The sequence below is a fragment of the Camelimonas fluminis genome (assembly GCF_014656355.1).
In the GTDB taxonomy this organism is placed as follows: domain Bacteria; phylum Pseudomonadota; class Alphaproteobacteria; order Rhizobiales; family Beijerinckiaceae; genus Camelimonas; species Camelimonas fluminis.
The window spans coordinates 18182-35115 of record NZ_BNCG01000013.1; the positions used below are offsets into that span (position 1 = coordinate 18182).

9 protein-coding genes, 1 pseudogene and 2 CRISPR repeat arrays are annotated in these 16934 nt (G+C 67.4%); of the genes and pseudogenes, 4 read left to right on the plus strand and 6 right to left on the minus strand.

Translation table 11 applies throughout. From position 1 onward, the window contains the following. Positions 1-33 precede the first annotated feature (33 nt). A CRISPR array of direct repeats spans positions 34-528; the repeat unit is 32 nt; unit sequence GTTTCGATCCACGCCCCCGCGTGGGGGGCGAC. Positions 529-627: 99 nt separating this feature from the next. Beyond that, positions 628-1853: direct repeats of the CRISPR family, unit length 32 nt; unit sequence GTTTCGATCCACGCCCCCGCGTGGGGGGCGAC. 313 nt (positions 1854-2166) lie between these two features. Next, positions 2167-2539: pseudogene (locus IE243_RS23505) on the minus strand (integrase core domain-containing protein); the annotation flags it as partial. Positions 2540-2849: 310 nt separating this feature from the next. On the opposite strand from IE243_RS23505, the gene IE243_RS14170 reads away from it, so the two are divergent. Together IE243_RS14170 and IE243_RS14175 are read left to right on the plus strand one after the other, a co-directional pair. Further along, a complete protein-coding gene (locus IE243_RS14170; RefSeq protein ID WP_191320048.1) occupies positions 2850-3494 on the plus strand; it encodes a TetR/AcrR family transcriptional regulator in 645 nt (214 codons plus the stop codon). Positions 3495-3566: 72 nt separating this feature from the next. After that, complete coding sequence (locus IE243_RS14175) at positions 3567-5120, plus strand: acyl-CoA synthetase (protein ID WP_191320049.1); 1554 nt, start codon at positions 3567-3569, stop codon at positions 5118-5120. A gap of 93 nt (positions 5121-5213) precedes the next feature. Here IE243_RS14175 and IE243_RS14180 read toward each other — a convergent pair whose 3' ends face one another. After that, a complete protein-coding gene (locus IE243_RS14180; protein ID WP_191320050.1) occupies positions 5214-6266 on the minus strand; it encodes a phosphotransferase family protein in 1053 nt (350 codons plus the stop codon). Positions 6267-6592: 326 nt separating this feature from the next. Between IE243_RS14180 and poxB the strand changes: the two genes are divergently transcribed. After that, positions 6593-8329: a ubiquinone-dependent pyruvate dehydrogenase gene (gene poxB / locus IE243_RS14185; RefSeq protein WP_191320051.1), complete on the plus strand. Its 1737-nt coding sequence runs from the start codon at positions 6593-6595 to the stop codon at positions 8327-8329. A 171-nt stretch (positions 8330-8500) separates the two neighbouring features. Here the strand turns inward: poxB and IE243_RS14190 are convergent, their stop codons facing one another. From IE243_RS14190 to IE243_RS14200, 3 genes are all read right to left on the minus strand, one after another. Beyond that, positions 8501-11740, minus strand: a complete 3240-nt coding sequence (locus IE243_RS14190) for an efflux RND transporter permease subunit (RefSeq protein ID WP_191320052.1) — start codon at positions 11738-11740, stop codon at positions 8501-8503. An 11-nt stretch (positions 11741-11751) separates the two neighbouring features. Next, positions 11752-13047, minus strand: a complete 1296-nt coding sequence (locus IE243_RS14195) for an efflux RND transporter periplasmic adaptor subunit (RefSeq protein ID WP_191320053.1) — start codon at positions 13045-13047, stop codon at positions 11752-11754. Positions 13048-13383: 336 nt separating this feature from the next. Continuing rightward, positions 13384-13827, minus strand: coding sequence for a hypothetical protein (locus IE243_RS14200; RefSeq protein ID WP_191320054.1), 444 nt, complete (start codon positions 13825-13827; stop codon positions 13384-13386). Positions 13828-14216: 389 nt separating this feature from the next. On the opposite strand from IE243_RS14200, the gene IE243_RS14205 reads away from it, so the two are divergent. Then, a complete protein-coding gene (locus IE243_RS14205; RefSeq protein WP_191320055.1) occupies positions 14217-16016 on the plus strand; it encodes a cytochrome c biogenesis protein DipZ in 1800 nt (599 codons plus the stop codon). Positions 16017-16094: 78 nt separating this feature from the next. Here the strand turns inward: IE243_RS14205 and IE243_RS14210 are convergent, their stop codons facing one another. Next, entirely contained in the window at positions 16095-16865 is a 771-nt protein-coding gene (locus tag IE243_RS14210) for an AprI/Inh family metalloprotease inhibitor (protein WP_191320056.1), read from the minus strand. Between the last annotated feature and the right edge of the window lie 69 nt (positions 16866-16934).

The window sequence follows — 16934 nt, forward strand, 5'->3', positions numbered from 1 at the left end:
TTCCATCGATCAGGCGCGCGTCATCGAGGCCGAGTTTCGATCCACGCCCCCGCGTGGGGGGCGACTGCCCCGGCTGCGCTGGCTTATGCAGCCACGCAGTTTCGATCCACGCCCCCGCGTGGGGGGCGACCACCAGTGGCTCTGGCGAACGCTCCGACTGCGGTGTTTCGATCCACGCCCCCGCGTGGGGGGCGACCCAAGGTCTTATGGCGTTGGCCTCGCAGAACAGCTTGTTTCGATCCACGCCCCCGCGTGGGGGGCGACGTGATTTCCCGTCCGCGCCATACGCGCGGGCGAGTTTCGATCCACGCCCCCGCGTGGGGGGCGACGCCTCCGGCCAGTGAAACCGGATTCGCCAGGGAGGTTTCGATCCACGCCCCCGCGTGGGGGGCGACAACTGAAGCAGTTCATCGAACGGCTGGAGCGGCTGGTTTCGATCCACGCCCCCGCGTGGGGGGCGACGCCTGTATGACCTTTTCGTCGCCACGGTGGCGAGTTTCGATCCACGCCCCCGCGTGGGGGGCGACGCGTGATCCATGGCCCCAAAACCAAATCCGCCGCAGTTTCGATCCACGCCCCGCGTGGGGGGCGACGCTCACCCACCAGCCATCCGGGCTGCCCATCACCGTTTCGATCCACGCCCCCGCGTGGGGGGCGACCGGGATGGCGGCGCGCATGCCGGCTGCGACAGCGCGTTTCGATCCACGCCCCCGCGTGGGGGGCGACGCGGCCACAGTATTTTAACAACGGCGGCTGGTGGTTTCGATCCACGCCCCCGCGTGGGGGGCGACAAGGTGAGGTCAACTCTCTACTGGCCGGCAAGCAGTTTCGATCCACGCCCCCGCGTGGGGGGCGACGAGCAGGTTGTCGCCCTCTCGCACGACGCTCACAAGTTTCGATCCACGCCCCCGCGTGGGGGGCGACGAGGACGCGACGCGCGCTTGGCGAGACTGGCAGGCGTTTCGATCCACGCCCCCGCGTGGGGGGCGACCAGGGCGTGCTCGCAAAGGAGGCGTTTGCGATCTGGTTTCGATCCACGCCCCCGCGTGGGGGGCGACGTCCGTAACGAGTGGACTCAGGCCCTCGGCGCTGTTTCGATCCACGCCCCCGCGTGGGGGGCGACCGTCCGCGCGTAAGGGGCCTTGCGGTTGTAGACGGTTTCGATCCACGCCCCCGCGTGGGGGGCGACTGCCCCTGCGCGCCGCCGCGCACGGCGGTCACGGGTTTCGATCCACGCCCCCGCGTGGGGGGCGACGGCTGCTGGCCGGACTCCATCTTCGACTTTAGCTGTTTCGATCCACGCCCCCGCGTGGGGGGCGACGATGACCCCGCGATCGTCGCGGCGAACCGCGATGTTTCGATCCACGCCCCCGCGTGGGGGGCGACCGGCGGCGACGCGATGCTCGTCGCACCGGAGGGAGAGTTTCGATCCACGCCCCCGCGTGGGGGGCGACAGTGGATGCGAGGTCGAATGCCAGGTGCAATTGGGTTTCGATCCACGCCCCCGCGTGGGGGGCGACCCGGCGGTGCTGGCGGCAATGGCGGTGGCTATCGCGTTTCGATCCACGCCCCCGCGTGGGGGGCGACGATGCGGGAGGCTTGAGCATGACCCCCACCCCAGTTTCGATCCACGCCCCCGCGTGGGGGGCGACAACGCCACTGGTGAGTATGAGGAATCCAGCTATCACGTTTCGATCCACGCCCCCGCGTGGGGGGCGACGAGGCGGTAACGCAATCCATCATTGACGCTTTCGAGTTTCGATCCACGCCCCCGCGTGGGGGGCGACTTGAAATGTCCAACCTGCCTGGGTCTATGAAAAAGTTTCGATCCACGCCCCCGCGTGGGGGGCGACCGCATTACTAGTATTCCGTTGATCGCAGGTTGCAATTGCCGTCGGTTCCGCGAACTGCGGCGGTGAGGGCTGCGTTGAGGCGTCGGGCTGATGTTGGGGCAGCGAAAATGCCGTGGGAATCACTGTTTTGACGCCGGCGCGAACCCGCCGGGGCGCCCGGGCCAGCTTGTGGTTCGCGCAAACCGCATGCCTTGTGTGCGCGGGTTCGTGCGCGCGGGTTGTTGTCAGCAAGCGGTTGTCGGCAAGCTCTGGCGTCCGGTTTATGGGAAGTGCGGCCAGCTTTCCTGAATGGCCACAGCCTCACGTCCGCATGTCAATGTATAGCGCACGATGCGACTGGAAACCTGCCCCATCCCGCCAGAGCACGCAGGCTCAGACTCTCCGCCCGGCTGTTTGGTCCCGGCATTTGATGGTGCGGATCAAGATTAAATCGATCCGGCCCGGTTTGCCAGATTTTGCAGCTATGTTCGTATGGTGTGAGGGCGCGCAGGGTCTTTAATCTCCGGCCGTCATTGTCAGCGTCGATAAAATCATGGGGGTGAGCGGTCAGCTGGTCATGGCTGTTGTAATGAGAGTGCTTGACCGTCGCCTCCCTGGATCGTGCGGTTCACCCTTTCGACGTGACCGTGGGTCCGTGGATGTTTGATTTGGGTGTGCCGGCGCTCGATCCCGTTTTCATGACAACGCATGTTGAACATGCGTGTCTGCAGGCAGCCGGCCAGGCCCCCCCATCGTCCAGCCCATCCCAAAGGTCGTGGCCCTGCCGTTAATCCGGCCTTCCGCAAGGGTAGCTGATCATAAAACCCGCGCACGAGGCAAACCTGACGCGGACGCCGTCGCGGCTGGCGACTGAACCCATGTTGAGGCCAGTGGCGGTCAGATGATCGGCAAGTCTTGACATGACCAGATGGTAAGATATTGACTCTGTAACCCGCCGGGAGCCGGAATCCACCGTTCAGCACCCCAACGTTCAGCATAAGGAACCGGACGTTTTCCATGACCAGGTCCAGGAGCAGGAAAGTCCCCGACATTGCGTCGCCGTGGGAGCCTTTCGAGGACCGGCGCCGGGCCCGGGACGTCAAACGCGAGGCGGTGCTCCGCGTCGCCGTGCACCTGTTTCTGGAGCAGGGCTATGACCGCACCTCGCTGAACGAGGTGGCGGAGCGGCTGAACATCACCAAGCCGGCGCTCTACAATTACTTCGCCAACAAGGAAGAAATCCTCGTCGAGTGCTACAACCTCGGTCAGGAACTGTCCGAGGGCGCGCTGAACCGGATGCGGGAGCTGGATGGCAATGGCCTGTTCCGTTTGCGCGGACTGATCCGGGGCCACGCGCTGACCATGGCACAGGATTTCGGCCAGTGTCTGGTGCGCATCGACGACCGCGTGCTGTCGCCGGAGGCGCGGCGCGAGGTGCGCGCCGGCAAGCGGCTGATCGACGCCGGGTTCCGCGCCTTTATCAGCGAGGGCGTCGCCGATGGTTCGATCCGCCCCTGCGACGTCAAGCTCACGGCCTTCGCCATCGCCGGGGCGTTGAACTGGATCGGACACTGGATCCAGCCGGGCGGCGATCGCTCGCCCGAGCAGATCGCCGACGAAATGGCGCGCAGCCTTACGGCGGGCATCGCCAGCACGCCCTGACGCAACGGCGCGCCAGCCAGCAAACAACAACAACGGCCCAGAAAGCCTGGGTTTCCAGAGAGGAAAACCGCCATGAACATTACCCACGGCCTGCGCCGGGCGCTTCAGGTCAACCATAACGGGGTCGCAGTCATCGACGGCGACAGGTCCCTCACCTGGGCCGAAGTCGGCGATCGCGTCGCCCGCCTCGCCGGCGTGCTCCAGCAGCAGGGCGTGCAGCGCGGTGACCGCGTCGCCGTGCTGTCGCTGAACAGCAGCCGCTATCTTGAACTCTATCTCGCCACCGCCTGGGCTGGCGCGGTGATCGTGCCGCTCAATATCCGCTGGAGCGTCGCCGAGAACCGCGACGCGCTGGAAGATTGCGGCGCGAAGATCATGTTCATCGACGCGGCGTTCGAGCAGCCGGCGCGCGATCTGGTCGCGCAGGTTCCCGGCGTGACGCTGGTCTGGGCCGACGACGCCCCCGCCCCGGCCGACATCCCCGGCTATGAGGCCCTGCTGGCCAAAGCCGCGCCCGTGGACGACGCCATGTGCGACCGCGATGCGCTGGCCGGCATTTTCTACACCGGCGGCACCACCGGCCGCTCCAAGGGCGTCATGCTCAGCCACGGCAATCTGGTGGCCAACGCCATGAACGCCCTGGCCGAGGGCCTGTTCGCGTCGGACACTGTCTATGTTCACGCCGCGCCGATGTTCCACCTTGCCAACGGCGCCGCCATGTATTCGCTGCTGATCAGCGGCGGCTGCAACGTCATCCTGAAGGCGTTCAGCCCCGAGGGACTGGCCGGCGTCATCCAGCGTCACAAGGCGACGGAACTGCTGCTGGTGCCGACCATGATCCAGATGCTGGTCGACAGCCCGGCCATTGGCGGATTCGATCTCTCCAGCGTGCGCCGCATCGTCTATGGCGCCTCGCCGATCAGCGAGGCGGTGCTGGACCGCGCCGCGGCGCGCCTGCCCGGCGTCGGCTTCGTGCAGGTTTACGGCATGACCGAACTGTCGCCGATCGCCACCTTCAACTCCTCGGCCAACCACGTCGGCCCGGCGCGCGAGATCGGCCGGCATCGCTCGGCCGGCCGCGCCACCCTGGGCGTCGACGTCCGTATCGTCGACGACAACAACCAGGAGCTGCCGCGCGGCGAAATCGGCGAGATCATCGTGCGCGGCGACACGGTGATGATGGGCTACTGGCAACGCCCCGAGGAAACCGCGAAGGCGGTGATCGACGGCTGGATGCACACCGGCGACGGCGGCTACATGGATGCGAACGGCTATGTCTTCGTCGTCGACCGCATCAAGGACATGATCATCTCCGGCGGCGAGAACATCTATTCCACCGAGGTGGAGAATACGGTGGCCCAGCACCCCGCCGTGTTGCAGTGCGCGGTGATCGGCATTCCGCACGACCACTGGGGCGAGACCGTGCATGCGGTGATCGTGCTCAAGCCGGGCGCCGAAACCACCCAGGAAGACGTCATCGCCTTCTGCAAGGAGCGGATCGCCGGCTACAAGTGCCCGCGCAGCGTCGAGATCCGCGCCGAGCTGCCGATGTCCGGCGCCGGCAAGATCCTGAAGCGCGACCTGCGCAAGCCTTATTGGGATAACCGCGAGCGCAACGTGGCCTGAGGCTGGCGTTCACAGGCAGTTTGCGGAGCCCCGGCGGAAACGCCGGGGCTTTTGCTCAGGATGCGCAGGCGATCGCGCCCCGGGCAGGGGCGCTCATTTTTCCACGCCTTCCGCAAGGCGAAGGCCATGGCCGAACAGCGTTGCGATGGACGGCGCGAAGCGCTCCCACAGATCGTCGCGGCGTTTGCCGGTGCGGTGCAGCTTGACGTTAAGGCAGGCGATGGCGCCGAGGCGATATTGGGCCAGCGCCTGGTGCCAGGCCAGATTGGTCAGCGCTGGCCCGCCAGCCTCCGCGTAAGCGGCGACGAGCTCCGCGCCGGAAACCGGCGCCACCGGCTGCCAGCCGGCGTCCCAGGCCCGGCCGTCCGACATCATCAGCATCCAGCCCACATCGAGGCCCTGGGCGCCGATCGAGGCCAGCTCCCAGTCGATAATCCCGGTCGCCCTGCCGTTGTCGAACAGGATGTTGCCCGGCTGGTAGTCGCCATGCACCAGGCCGACCGGGGCCGGGTCCGGCAGGTTGGCGCGCAGGGCGGCGTCAAGCGCCTGGCCGGCCGCCGCCCAGTCGGGATTGTCGGCGTGCCGCAGCACCGATTTCCAGCGATCGATCTCCTCCAGCAGCAGGCGCGGCTCCTCCCAGTCCGGCAGCGCTGTGCGCCAGTCGATCCGGTGCACGCTGGCCAGCAGCGTCGCGGTCTGCAACCAGACGGAGCGCGTCGTCGCCGGATCTTCCACGAGCGATGCGTGCGGCTCCCAGACGACGAAGACGCGGCCCGGCAGCTTTTCCATGACGATGAAGGGCGCGCCCAACAGATCCTCGCCCTCCGAGGCCCACGGAACCCCGGGAACCAGAAGCCCCTCCGCCCTCAAAGCCTGGAGCAACGGGTACTGTCGGTAGACGTCGGTGTTGCCGAGCCGGGTGACGCCGGCCGGCGCCATTTTCAGGATATGGCCGCCGCGCATGGCGCCATCGGATCCGCGCACGTCGAAACCGTAGGTCAGGCCGGCGTGACCATCCTCCATCACGCCGAAATCACTGACGCTCACGTCAGCCTGCATGGAGCGCCGGACCATGTCCTGCACGCGGTCGGCCAGTGCCTGGAACTGGTCGTTATTCGCTCGCGTCAACGCAGCCACCCCGGTCATGCGTTTCTCCCAATCTGTTTGCGTCCGCCTGCCAGATCGCAGCGGCTTCGTTCAGGCAGCTTAAAGTTACCCATCGGACAGTTAAAGTCCGGACGATCATATTTATCATGGCGCGGGAACAGGCCGGACTGGGCCCGTTCGTGACATGACGGCGACGCGGAAATAGGTTTGACTGGCGATGCGGGATTGCCGCGCGGCTCCGGCGGAGCCACCTGGAGCGCGTTAAAGCACCCTCCAGCTTATTGGATAGATACGGATTTGCCGTTCTTTCTGGCCGCTGGGGCGGGTCAGTCAGAAGCGGATCCGGCTCTGGCAGCGAGAGATCAATGGCCACCCGAAACATCGCCGATCTTATGGTTGAAACCCTTGAGCTGGCAGGCGTCGAACGCATCTACGGCGTGGTCGGCGACAGCCTTAACGGGCTCACCGAAAGCCTGCGCCGCAGGGAGCGCATCCGCTGGGTGCATGTGCGGCATGAGGAGGTCGCGGCTTTTGCGGCGTCAGGCGAATCCCAGATCACCGGACAGCTCGCCGTTTGCGCCGGTTCCTGCGGACCCGGCAATCTGCACCTGATCAACGGCCTGTTCGACGCCCAGCGCAGCCGCACGCCGGTGCTGGCCATCGCGGCGCAGATCCCGTCGTCAGAGATCGGCGGCGGCTATTTTCAGGAGACGCATCCGCAGGATCTGTTCCGCGAATGCAGCGTCTATTGCGAGCTGGTCTCCGATCCCCGGCAGATGCCCTATGTCATGGAAAACGCCGTGCGCGCCGCCATTGGCGAACGCGGCGTCGCCGTCGTGGTCATCCCCGGCGACGTCGCCCTGCAGGCGGCGCCCGCGCGCCCTGTGTCGCCGAAAGCCGGATTGCTGCCGCCCGCGCCCGTCGTCACCCCGGCGACAGCGGAGCTGGACCGCCTCGCTGGGCTGCTGAATGACGCGAAGCGCGTGACATTGTTCTGCGGACGCGGCTGCGCCGGCGCCCACGCCGAACTGATGGCGCTGGCCGAAACGCTGAAAAGCCCCATCGTTCATGCGCTGGGCGGCAAGGAGCATGTCGAATACGACAACCCGTACGACGTGGGCATGACCGGGCTGATCGGCTTCGCCTCCGGCTACGAAGCGATGCAGAACTGCGACATGCTGCTGATGCTGGGAACGGATTTTCCCTACAAGCAATTTTTCCCCACCGACAGGGTGATCGCCCAGGTCGACCTTCGCCCCGCGAATTTGGGCCGCCGCTGCAAGCTGGATCTCGGCGTGGTCGGCGACGTGAAGGCGACGATCGCCGCCCTGCAGCCACGTCTGGCGGTCAAGCAGGATCGCCAGCATCTTGATGACAGCGCGGCCCGTTATGTGAAGTCCCGCGCCGGGCTCGACGCCCTGGCCGAAGGGACGCCGGGCCGCAAACCGATCCATCCGCAATATGTGGCGCGGCTGGTCAGCGAACTGGCGGCGGACGACGCGGCGTTCAGTTTCGACGTGGGCACGCCGACGATCTGGGCGGCGCGCTACCTGAAAATGAATGGCCGGCGGCGCCTGCTCGGCTCGCTCGTACACGGCTCCATGGCTAACGCCCTGCCCCAGGCCATCGGCGCCCAGGCGGCCCGGCCGCAGCGTCAGGTGGTGTCGCTTTCCGGCGACGGCGGCTTCACCATGCTGATGGGCGATCTGATCACCCTGAGCCAGGAGAAACTTCCGGTCAAAGTTGTCATCTTCAATAATGGCGTGCTCGGTTTCGTCGCCATGGAGATGAAGGCGGCGGGTTTCGTCGAGACCGGCGTTGATCTGGAGAACCCCGACTTCGCGGCGATGGCGAGGGCCATGGGCATCATGGCGTTGCGCGTCGAAGACCCCGGCGACCTGCCCGAAGCCCTGACGAAAATTCTCGCCCATGACGGACCGGCGCTGCTGGACGTGGTGACGGCGAAGCAGGAGCTGTCAATTCCGCCGACCATCGCGCTGGAACAGGCCAGGGGCTTTGGCCTGTGGATGCTGCGCGCGGTAATGAGCGGGCGCGGCGATGAGGTGATCGACCTGGTCAAGACCAACATGTTCGGACGTTAGGCAACGCCCGATCTGGATGGATCCGGGATTGCTCCAGTTTCCCCTGTTGTGAGCGAATTCTGATCGACCAGACGTTTCCGTCTGGTCGGAAACCCTTCCAGGCCTGAACGCCAGAAGCACTCCGGGCTGGCGTGATCGCCTGCCCGTAGAGCCGGTCCGCCTGAGCCTTTCTCAGGTTGTGGCCGGGGCTTCAGCCTTGCGACCGGCCGCTCCAAACAGGGCGTAGAGCGTCGGCAACGCCAGCAGCGTCAGCAGGGTGGCGCTGACCAGGCCGCCGATCACCACGGTGGCCAGCGGTTTCTGCACCTCGGCCCCCGTGCCCGTCGCCAGCGCCATGGGCAGGAACCCCAGCGAGGCGACCAGCGCCGTCATCACCACTGGCCGGAAGCGGGTGATCGCCCCCTCCCACACCGCCTCGTGCACGGGCGCGCCCTCCTCCGCCAGCTGGCGGATGCGGCTGATCATCACCAGGCCATTCAGCACCGCGACGCCCGACAGGGCGATGAAACCCACGGCGGCGGACACCGAGAACGGCATGCCGCGCAGCCACAGGGCGATGACGCCGCCGGTGAGCGCGAAGGGCACGGCGCTGAACACCAGCAGGGCGTCGCGCGTCGAGCCCAACGCCTGGAACAGCAGGATGAAGATCAGCAGGAAGCAGGCCGGCGTGACGATCATCAGCCGCTGGCGAGCCGCGGCCAGGTTCTCGAACTGACCGCCCCAGGCCAGCCACGCGCCGGAGGGCAAGGCGACATTGGCGGCGATCGCCAGGCGGGCGTCGTCCACCACCGAGGCGATGTCGCGACCGCGCACGTTGGCGGTGACGACGATGCGGCGCTTGCCATTTTCGCGGCTGATCTGGTTCGGGCCTTCTTCAACCGAGAGCCGCGCCACCTGACGTAGCGGCACGGAGCGCAGCCCGGTTGAGGCGCCGGAAGCTCCCGCTGGGGCCGGCGGACCGGCGGGCAAGGCCACCGGCAGGTTCTTCAGGGCCTCCAGATCCGCGCGCAGGGCGTCATCGAGCCGGATGACGATGTCGAAGCGCCGGTCGCCTTCGAAGATCTGGCCCACGTGCTGGCCGCCGATGGCGGCGCCGATCACATCCTGAACCGCCGCCAGGCTCAGACCAAGCCGGCCGATCTCCTGCCGGTCGACGTCGATGTTGAGAAATGGCAGACCAGAGACCTGCTCAACCTTCACGTCGACGGCGCCTGGAATAGCCCGCAGTTGCGCGGCGACCGCTTCGGCCGCCGGCGCCAGCCGGGCGAAATCATCGCCAAACACCTTCACCGCCAGGTCGCCGCGCGTGCCCGCCAGCAACTCGTTGAACCGCATCTGGATCGGCTGGGTGAACTCCAGGTTGTTGCCCGGCGCCGTCTCGGCCGCGGCGCGGATCCTGGCGATCAGCGCCTCCTTGCCGAGTTTCGGATCCGGCCACTCCGCTTCCGGCTTCAGCATGATGAAGGTGTCGGAGACGTTCACAGGCATGGGGTCGGAGGCGACCTCCGCCGTGCCGGTCTTGGAGAACACCAGCGCCACTTCCGGCAGGGCGCTGATCTTGCGCTCCACCGACAGTTGCATCGCCAGCGACTGGCTGAGCGACGTCGAGGAAATGCGCATGGCGTGCATGGCGAGGTTCTTTTCATCCAGTTGGGGGATGAACTCCTGCCCAAGACGCAGGAACATGCCGCCGGCCGCGGCCGCCAGCAGCACGCCGGCAACCAGGGCAAGCGCCGGGCGCCGCATGCTGGCGCCCAGGGCCGGCCGGTACAGCGCCTTCAGCCAGCGCACCGCCGCGACGTCCTTCTCCAGCACCTTGCCGGAGATGACGATGGCGATCATCGCCGGAACGAAGGTGAGCGACAGCACGAAGGCGCTGGCCAGCGCCATCATCACCGTCAGCGCCATGGGGGTGAACATGCGCCCCTCAACGCCGGTGAACGACAGCATGGGCACGTAGACGAGGATGATGATCGCCTGGCCGTAGACGGTCGGCCGGATCATCTCCTCCGCCGACTGGCGCACCACAGCGAGGCGCTCCTCCAGCCCCAGCCCGCGACCCAGCTCATGCTGGCGCAGGCCAAGCCGCCGCAGGGCGTTTTCGGTGATGATCACCGCGCCGTCGACGATGAGGCCGAAGTCGAGCGCGCCGAGGCTCATCAGATTGGCGCTGACGCCGGCGCGGACCATGCCGGTCATGGTCATCAGCATGGCTAGCGGAATCACCAGCGCCGTGATCACGGCGGCGCGGATGTTGCCGAGCATCAGGAACAGCACGGCGATGACCAGCAGCGCCCCTTCCGTGAGGTTTTTGGCGACGGTGCGGATGGTGGCGTCCACCAGCGTGGTGCGGTCCAGCACCGGCTCCACCACCACGCCTGGCGGCAACAATCTGGCGATCTCGCGCAATTTATCGCCGGCGGCGGCGGCCACGTCGCGACTGTTGCCGCCAATCAGCATCAGCGCCGTGCCGACCACCGCCTCGCGGCCGTCTTCCGAGGCGGCGCCGACCCGCAACTCCTGACCCGCGCCGACCGTCGCCACGTCGCGGATGCGCACCGGCACGCCGGCGCGGGTGGTCACGACCACGGCGCCAATGTCATCGATGCTGGTGAGCCGGCCGCTGGAGCGCACCACATAGCCCTCGCCGCCCCGCTCCACATAGCCGGCGCCCCGGTTCTGGTTGCTGGCGGCCAGCGCCGTGGCGATGTCGCCGAAGGACAGGCCAAGACCGGCCAGACGCGCCGGATCGGGCCGCACCTGATATTGCCTGACATGGCCGCCAATGGCGTCGACGCCGGCGACGCCGGGCACGGCGCGCATCTGCGGCCGGATCACCCAGTCCTGCAGGGCCCGCAGCCAGGCGGCGCGGTCCAGGTCGCTGGCCAGCCGCTCGCCCTCGGGGGTAAGAAAGCCGCCATCCGACTGCCACCCGGGCTTGCCGTCGGTTTCTGGCCGGCCGTCCGGCTCCTTCATGTGCAATGTCCACATGAAGATTTCGCCAAGGCCGGTGGTGACAGGCCCCATATGGACCTCGACGCCCGGCGGCAGGGAGCCGCGCGCCTCGCCGAGACGCTCATTGACCTGGGCGCGGGCGAAATACAGGTCGGTGGCGTCGCTGAACACGGCGGTGATCTGGGCGAAGGCGTTGCGGGACAGGGAGCGGGTGCTGACAAGGCCGGGAATGCCGGACAGGGCGGTTTCCAGTGGAAACGTCACCTGCCGCTCCACGTCTTCCGGCGACAGGGCCGTCGCGACGGCGTTGATCTGCACCTGGTTGTTGGTGATGTCGGGGGTTGCGTCGATGGGCAGCTTCAGCGCCGACCAGGCGCCGAAAGCCGCGACCAGCAGCGTCAGCAACGCCACCAGCCAGCGGCGCTCCACCGAGAACGCGAGGATGCGTGCGATCATGGCGTCCTCCCTCAGTGAGCGTGTTCGGCTTCGGCCTTGCCGAGTTCGGCCTTCAGCAGGAAGGCGTTGCGCGTCGCGACCCGCTCGCCGGCGGTCAGTCCCGACGTCACGGCGACATGGACGCCGTCGTCGCGCCCCAGGGAGACATTCCTGATGCGAAACCCTTCGGGAGCCTGGACGAACACCGCCGGACGACCGTTGATGGTTTGCGCGGCGGCGCGCGGGATGCGCAGTCCCACGGGTTCCTCGCCGATCGTGACCCGGGCGGTGACGAAACCGCCGGGACGCCAGCGCAGCCCGTCGTTGTCCAGTTCGGCGATAACGCGGGCGGAGCGGGTGTCCGGGGTCAGCATGGGGCTGACGAAAATCACCCGTCCCTTCGTCGCCGCGCCGTCCTGGGCGGCGACCCTCACCTCCTGCCCTTCATGGATGCGGGACAGTTCATCGGCCGGGATCGCCAGATCGATCCAGACCTTTGACAGATCGGCGATAACGTACAGCTCCTTCTCCTGGCCCTCGCCGCCGACCGGAGCGCCCAGATCAACGCGCCGCTCGACCACGCGACCGCGGATCGACGAGCGCAGGGGATAGCGCTGGAATGACTGGGCCGCGCCAGGGCCGGCGTTACGCGACGCCGCCACGTCGCCGGGCGACAGACCCAGGGCCGTGAGCTTTTGGGCCGCCAGTTCAACGCGCAGCTCCACTTCGCGCAACGTGTTGCGGGCGCGCAGATATTGCTGCTCGGCGGACACGCGCCGGTTCCACAGCTCCTGTTCGCGGGCGAACAGGGTCTTTTGCAGCTCCAGATTGGTCAGCGCGGCGAAATATTCGCTGCGCGCCTCGGCGACCTCGCGACTGTCGAGCTCGGCGACGATCTCGCCCTTTTCCACCGCGTCGCCCAGCCGCTTGTTCAGCACGGCGACCGTGCCGACGACCCGCGCGGCGATGCGGGCGATGCGGTCGCTGTCAGGAGCGATCACGCCTGGGGCGCTCAGCGACATGCTCAGAACGCCAGGACCCGCGACGGCGACGTCAACGCCATGCGACGCCGCCTGTTCCGGGGTCATGTGCACCAGCCCCTCATCGTCATGATCGTGACCGGCCGCCTGTTTGTCGCCGGCTGCCTGTTTGTCACTGGCCTTTTGACTTTTGTCCGCTCCGTGCTTTCCGGCTGGCCCATGGTCATGGCCAGGGCCCGCCCAGGCGAACGTGGTCCGTGCGGCCTGCGGCAGGATGTGGGGGGAAATGAGCGCAAGCGCCCCGGCCGCGAGAACGGCGCCTGGCGCAAACAAGAAACGGGGTTTCATCCGAAAATTCCTGACGGCCGGCGATGCGCGCGGCCTGGGACGCCTTCCGCTCAAACGAGCCGGAACTTGCCCTGTCGTCCTGAAGCGAAGCGATTTCCACGCGCGAAGCATCTCTGCCTGCTGGAAAAACGCCCTGGAAGCGCGCGGCGCAAAGCAAGCGGCCTGAGCAAACCCCGTTCACACATTGAATCGGAATTTTGCTACAACGCTTTGATCTGGATAATTTTTCTCGCGAGAATGCGGCTTTCGCCCTGCTCGAAAATGCATCAGACCACGCGCGACAGTGCGTGCGCCCGTTTCACTCACGGAAACGCACGCAGCGATCTGCCCAGACGCTCAGACGCGGGGTGGACGCAGCGGCGGAGCCGGGCTGCGGGGAGGCAGGACATCGCTGTCGCCGACGCGCCATGTCAGATGGCGCACGGATGTCGGGGCGATGCTCCGGAATGACTGCGCCGGCGCCACATGGCTATGGCAGCAATGGTGCGCCCCATGCAGGTCGGGACTGTTTACGTCAGGGCTGGCGCGATCATGGTCCAGGAGATCGTGGTCCAGGTGATCATGGTCCAGGCGATCATGGCCGGATTGAGCGACGTTCAGGCGCTCAGGTCCGCAGCTTTCCATGTCGAGGAGCATGCCTGAAACGGCGGGGTCACCGCCCTGGGCGTCAAGCGCGGCGGCCGGCGTGATGATGAGCGCCAGGCAGACGACGCCAGTCAGCAGGGCGAAGGCGGCGCCCCGCGCGGCCGCGCCGATCTTTTTCAGGGCGCTTTCCAGCAAAGTGGTCGCCGTCCTGCAAAAGGCAAGCGCACCAACCCAACGCGAAAGGACAGCCAGCTGCGTCAGCGCCCCGTTCCTGGGGTGCGCCGCAGCGCCGCGCACATGCGCGGCTCGCCACCGTGGGCCGCCTGTCGCTAACGTCATCACCCCGCCAATATGCCTGATCCGCCGCTGGAAACAAAACCCGACCACGGTGAAAATCCGCTTTCGCCCCGCGACATGGCGCTGCATTGCGATGTGCGCCATATGTGCGGGGCGCGCCAGGCGCGGCCAAATTTTACCCAAATCCTGCGGGAGGTTGCTGTGCGCCCGCCCAGGCGCCGACGCGTTTGGCCTGTGGCGCGGCGCAGCTTCGCGGCTCCTGCTGGCGGAGCATTCCGGGAGACATCATGACGACGCTGCTGATCATCGCTTTCCTCGGCGGCGTGCTGACAATCGTCAGCCCCTGCATCCTGCCGATTCTCCCCTTCGTGTTCGCCCGCGCCGGGCAACCTTTCCTGCGCAGCACATTGCCCATGCTCGCGGGCATGGCCATCACCTTCGCCGCCGTCGCGTCGCTGGCGGCGATTGGCGGCGCCTGGGCGGTGCGGGCCAATGAATATGGCCGCATCGTCGCCATGGCGCTGCTGGCGGCCTTTGGCCTCAGCCTGCTGTCGCCGCGCCTCGCCGCTTTTGCGACGCGCCCCGTGGTGCGGCTGGGCGAGCGTCTGCTCAACAGGTCTGGCGCTGGCGGCGGATCGGGCGTCGCCGGTTCTCTGGCGCTGGGCGTCGCCACCGGCCTGCTCTGGGCCCCGTGCGCCGGGCCGATCCTCGGCCTGTTGTTGACGGGCGCCGCGCTGAACGGAGCCAACGTCAGCACAACCTTGCTGCTGTTGGCCTATGCGGCTGGCGCCGCCACGTCCATCGCCCTGGCCCTGCTGGCCGGCGGCCGGATTTTCGACCGGCTGAAGCGCTCCCCCGCTGTCACCGAACGGGTCCGCCAGGGGCTGGGCGTTGCGGTGCTGGCGGGCGTCGCCGCCATTGCCCTCGGCCTCGACACAGGCCTGCTGTCGCGCCTGTCCTATACCAGCACGGCCACGCTGGAGCAGGCGGTGGTGGACCGCATCCGCTCCAGGCCACCGGATAGCGTCGTGCGCACCACCTATCCGGACCGGAACGCCAGCAAAACCGCCGCGACAACCGCGCCTGGCGCTGCCAGTCCCTTCAGGAGCTCCCTGCCCGACCTGGGGCCAGCTCCCACCATTGCCGGCGCCACCGACTGGCTGAACGCGCCGCCGCTGACCAGCGAGCAGTTGCGCGGCAAGGTCGTGCTGGTGGATTTCTGGACCTATTCCTGCATCAACTGCATCCGCACCATGCCCTACCTCCGGGCCTGGGCGGCGAAATACCGCGATCAGGGTCTGGTGGTGCTGGGCGTGCATACGCCGGAATTCGCCTTTGAGAAGAACCTGGCCAATGTCCGCAAGGCGATTGGTGATTTCGGCGTCGTCTATCCGGTTGCGGTGGACAATGATTACGCCATCTGGCGAGCGTTCTCGAACGAGTACTGGCCGGCCCACTATCTGATCGACGCCAGTGGGCGCATCCGCTACCGGCATTTTGGCGAAGGGCAGTACGCCGAGACCGAACAGGCCATCCAGAACCTGCTGCGCGAGGCCGGCGCCAGCGGCGTCGCCATGGCGGCGGGCGCGCCGGCGGCGCCTGCCGGCGCCGGGGCGGAGGCGGCGCCGGACGTCGGCAACCTGCGCTCCCACGAAACCTATCTCGGCTACAAGCGGGCGGAGAATTTCGCCTCGGCAGGCGGGCTCACGGCGGACGCTTCCCGCCTCTACGAAGCGCCTCAGCCGGAAACCAACCAGTGGGGGCTCGCGGGCGCATGGACCGTCGGGCCCGAGCACGCCCGGCTCGACGCCAGCGGCGGCGCCATCAGCTACCGCTTCAACGCCCGTGATCTCCATCTGGTTCTGGGGCCTGGGCCAGCCGGCAAACCGGTGCGCTTCGTGGTGACCATCGACGGCAAGGCGCCCGGCGACAGCCATGGCGTCGACATCGACGCCGCCGGCGCCGGAACGGTGACGGAAAACCGGCTTTACCAGCTGGTGCGCCAGAAAGGCCAAGTGACGCCGCGCACCTTCGAGATCCGCTTTCTCGACCCCGGCGTGGAGGCCTACGCCTTCACCTTCGGGTAGAGCCTCCGCCAGCCAGGGCCTCCACCCGTGCGGGCGACCCGCGCCGGGCGCGTCAACGTCTGAGAGGCAGGCGCGCGACTACTCCCCCCGACCGGGGACGCATCCGTTGGAAAACAGGATGAAGCGGCGGCCATCGCGCTCAAACAGCTTGGTGATGTAGCCGGTGCGTCCATCAAGCTGGACGCGACACCATTGCGATCCGTCGGGCTGGCGCAGGCAAGCATCGGTCTGCAGGCAGGCGTTGACCGGAGCCTGGCCGATCAGCGCGGCGGAAAATGACGGCGCAACCCGAACATTGGCCGGCGAGACGATCCGCAAGCTGGTCTGCTGTCCCGGAGCCAACGCCGGCGCCGTCAGATCGTGCGCCCCGGCGCAACGCGATGACTGGCCATAGTAGACGGCGCAGCCGGGGCGCGGCGCCGCGACCTCTGCTCGCCCCACCCCCTCGTACAACCTGAGCGGCCGCCCCGAAGCCATGCGGCCGGACAATGCCTCGCCCCGGTCGCGCAGCGCCGCCAGCGTCGCGCCGGAAATATCGACGAGCACCAGCTCCCGCCCGCGGCCCCGCCAGCGGGACAGGCTCATCAAATCTCCCGTGCAGCCGCGCGCGGAGGCCATGAACCCACCCATGATGCTGCCCGTGGCGGACAGCTCCACGATGCAGCGCTGTGGCCGGCCAAAATCATCGACCATTTCAGCCTGCCAGACGCCAGAAAAGCCCTGGGCCTGCGCCATGGCCGCCGGACTTGCGACGAGCAGCGTCAGGCTGGCGGCAAGCGCCGGCCACAGGCGAAGCCAACTCTGCGACGCCAGGGAAAAAAACGCGGAGATACGCCGGAACGCTCGCATGGGGACACCACAGCCGGAAGGATATATTCTTCGTTAGCATAGCCTTCCTGGTTAGCGCGAGGGGCGGCG

Coding starts and splice junctions, on each gene's coding strand:
- IE243_RS14170 (WP_191320048.1), top strand. CDS start 2,850: ATGACCAGGTCCAGGAGCAGGAAAGTCCCCGACATTGCGTCGCCGTGG.
- IE243_RS14175 (WP_191320049.1), top strand. CDS start 3,567: ATGAACATTACCCACGGCCTGCGCCGGGCGCTTCAGGTCAACCATAAC.
- IE243_RS14180 (WP_191320050.1), bottom strand. CDS start 6,266: ATGACCGGGGTGGCTGCGTTGACGCGAGCGAATAACGACCAGTTCCAG.
- poxB (WP_191320051.1), top strand. CDS start 6,593: ATGGCCACCCGAAACATCGCCGATCTTATGGTTGAAACCCTTGAGCTG.
- IE243_RS14190 (WP_191320052.1), bottom strand. CDS start 11,740: ATGATCGCACGCATCCTCGCGTTCTCGGTGGAGCGCCGCTGGCTGGTG.
- IE243_RS14195 (WP_191320053.1), bottom strand. CDS start 13,047: ATGAAACCCCGTTTCTTGTTTGCGCCAGGCGCCGTTCTCGCGGCCGGG.
- IE243_RS14205 (WP_191320055.1), top strand. CDS start 14,217: ATGACGACGCTGCTGATCATCGCTTTCCTCGGCGGCGTGCTGACAATC.
- IE243_RS14210 (WP_191320056.1), bottom strand. CDS start 16,865: ATGCGAGCGTTCCGGCGTATCTCCGCGTTTTTTTCCCTGGCGTCGCAG.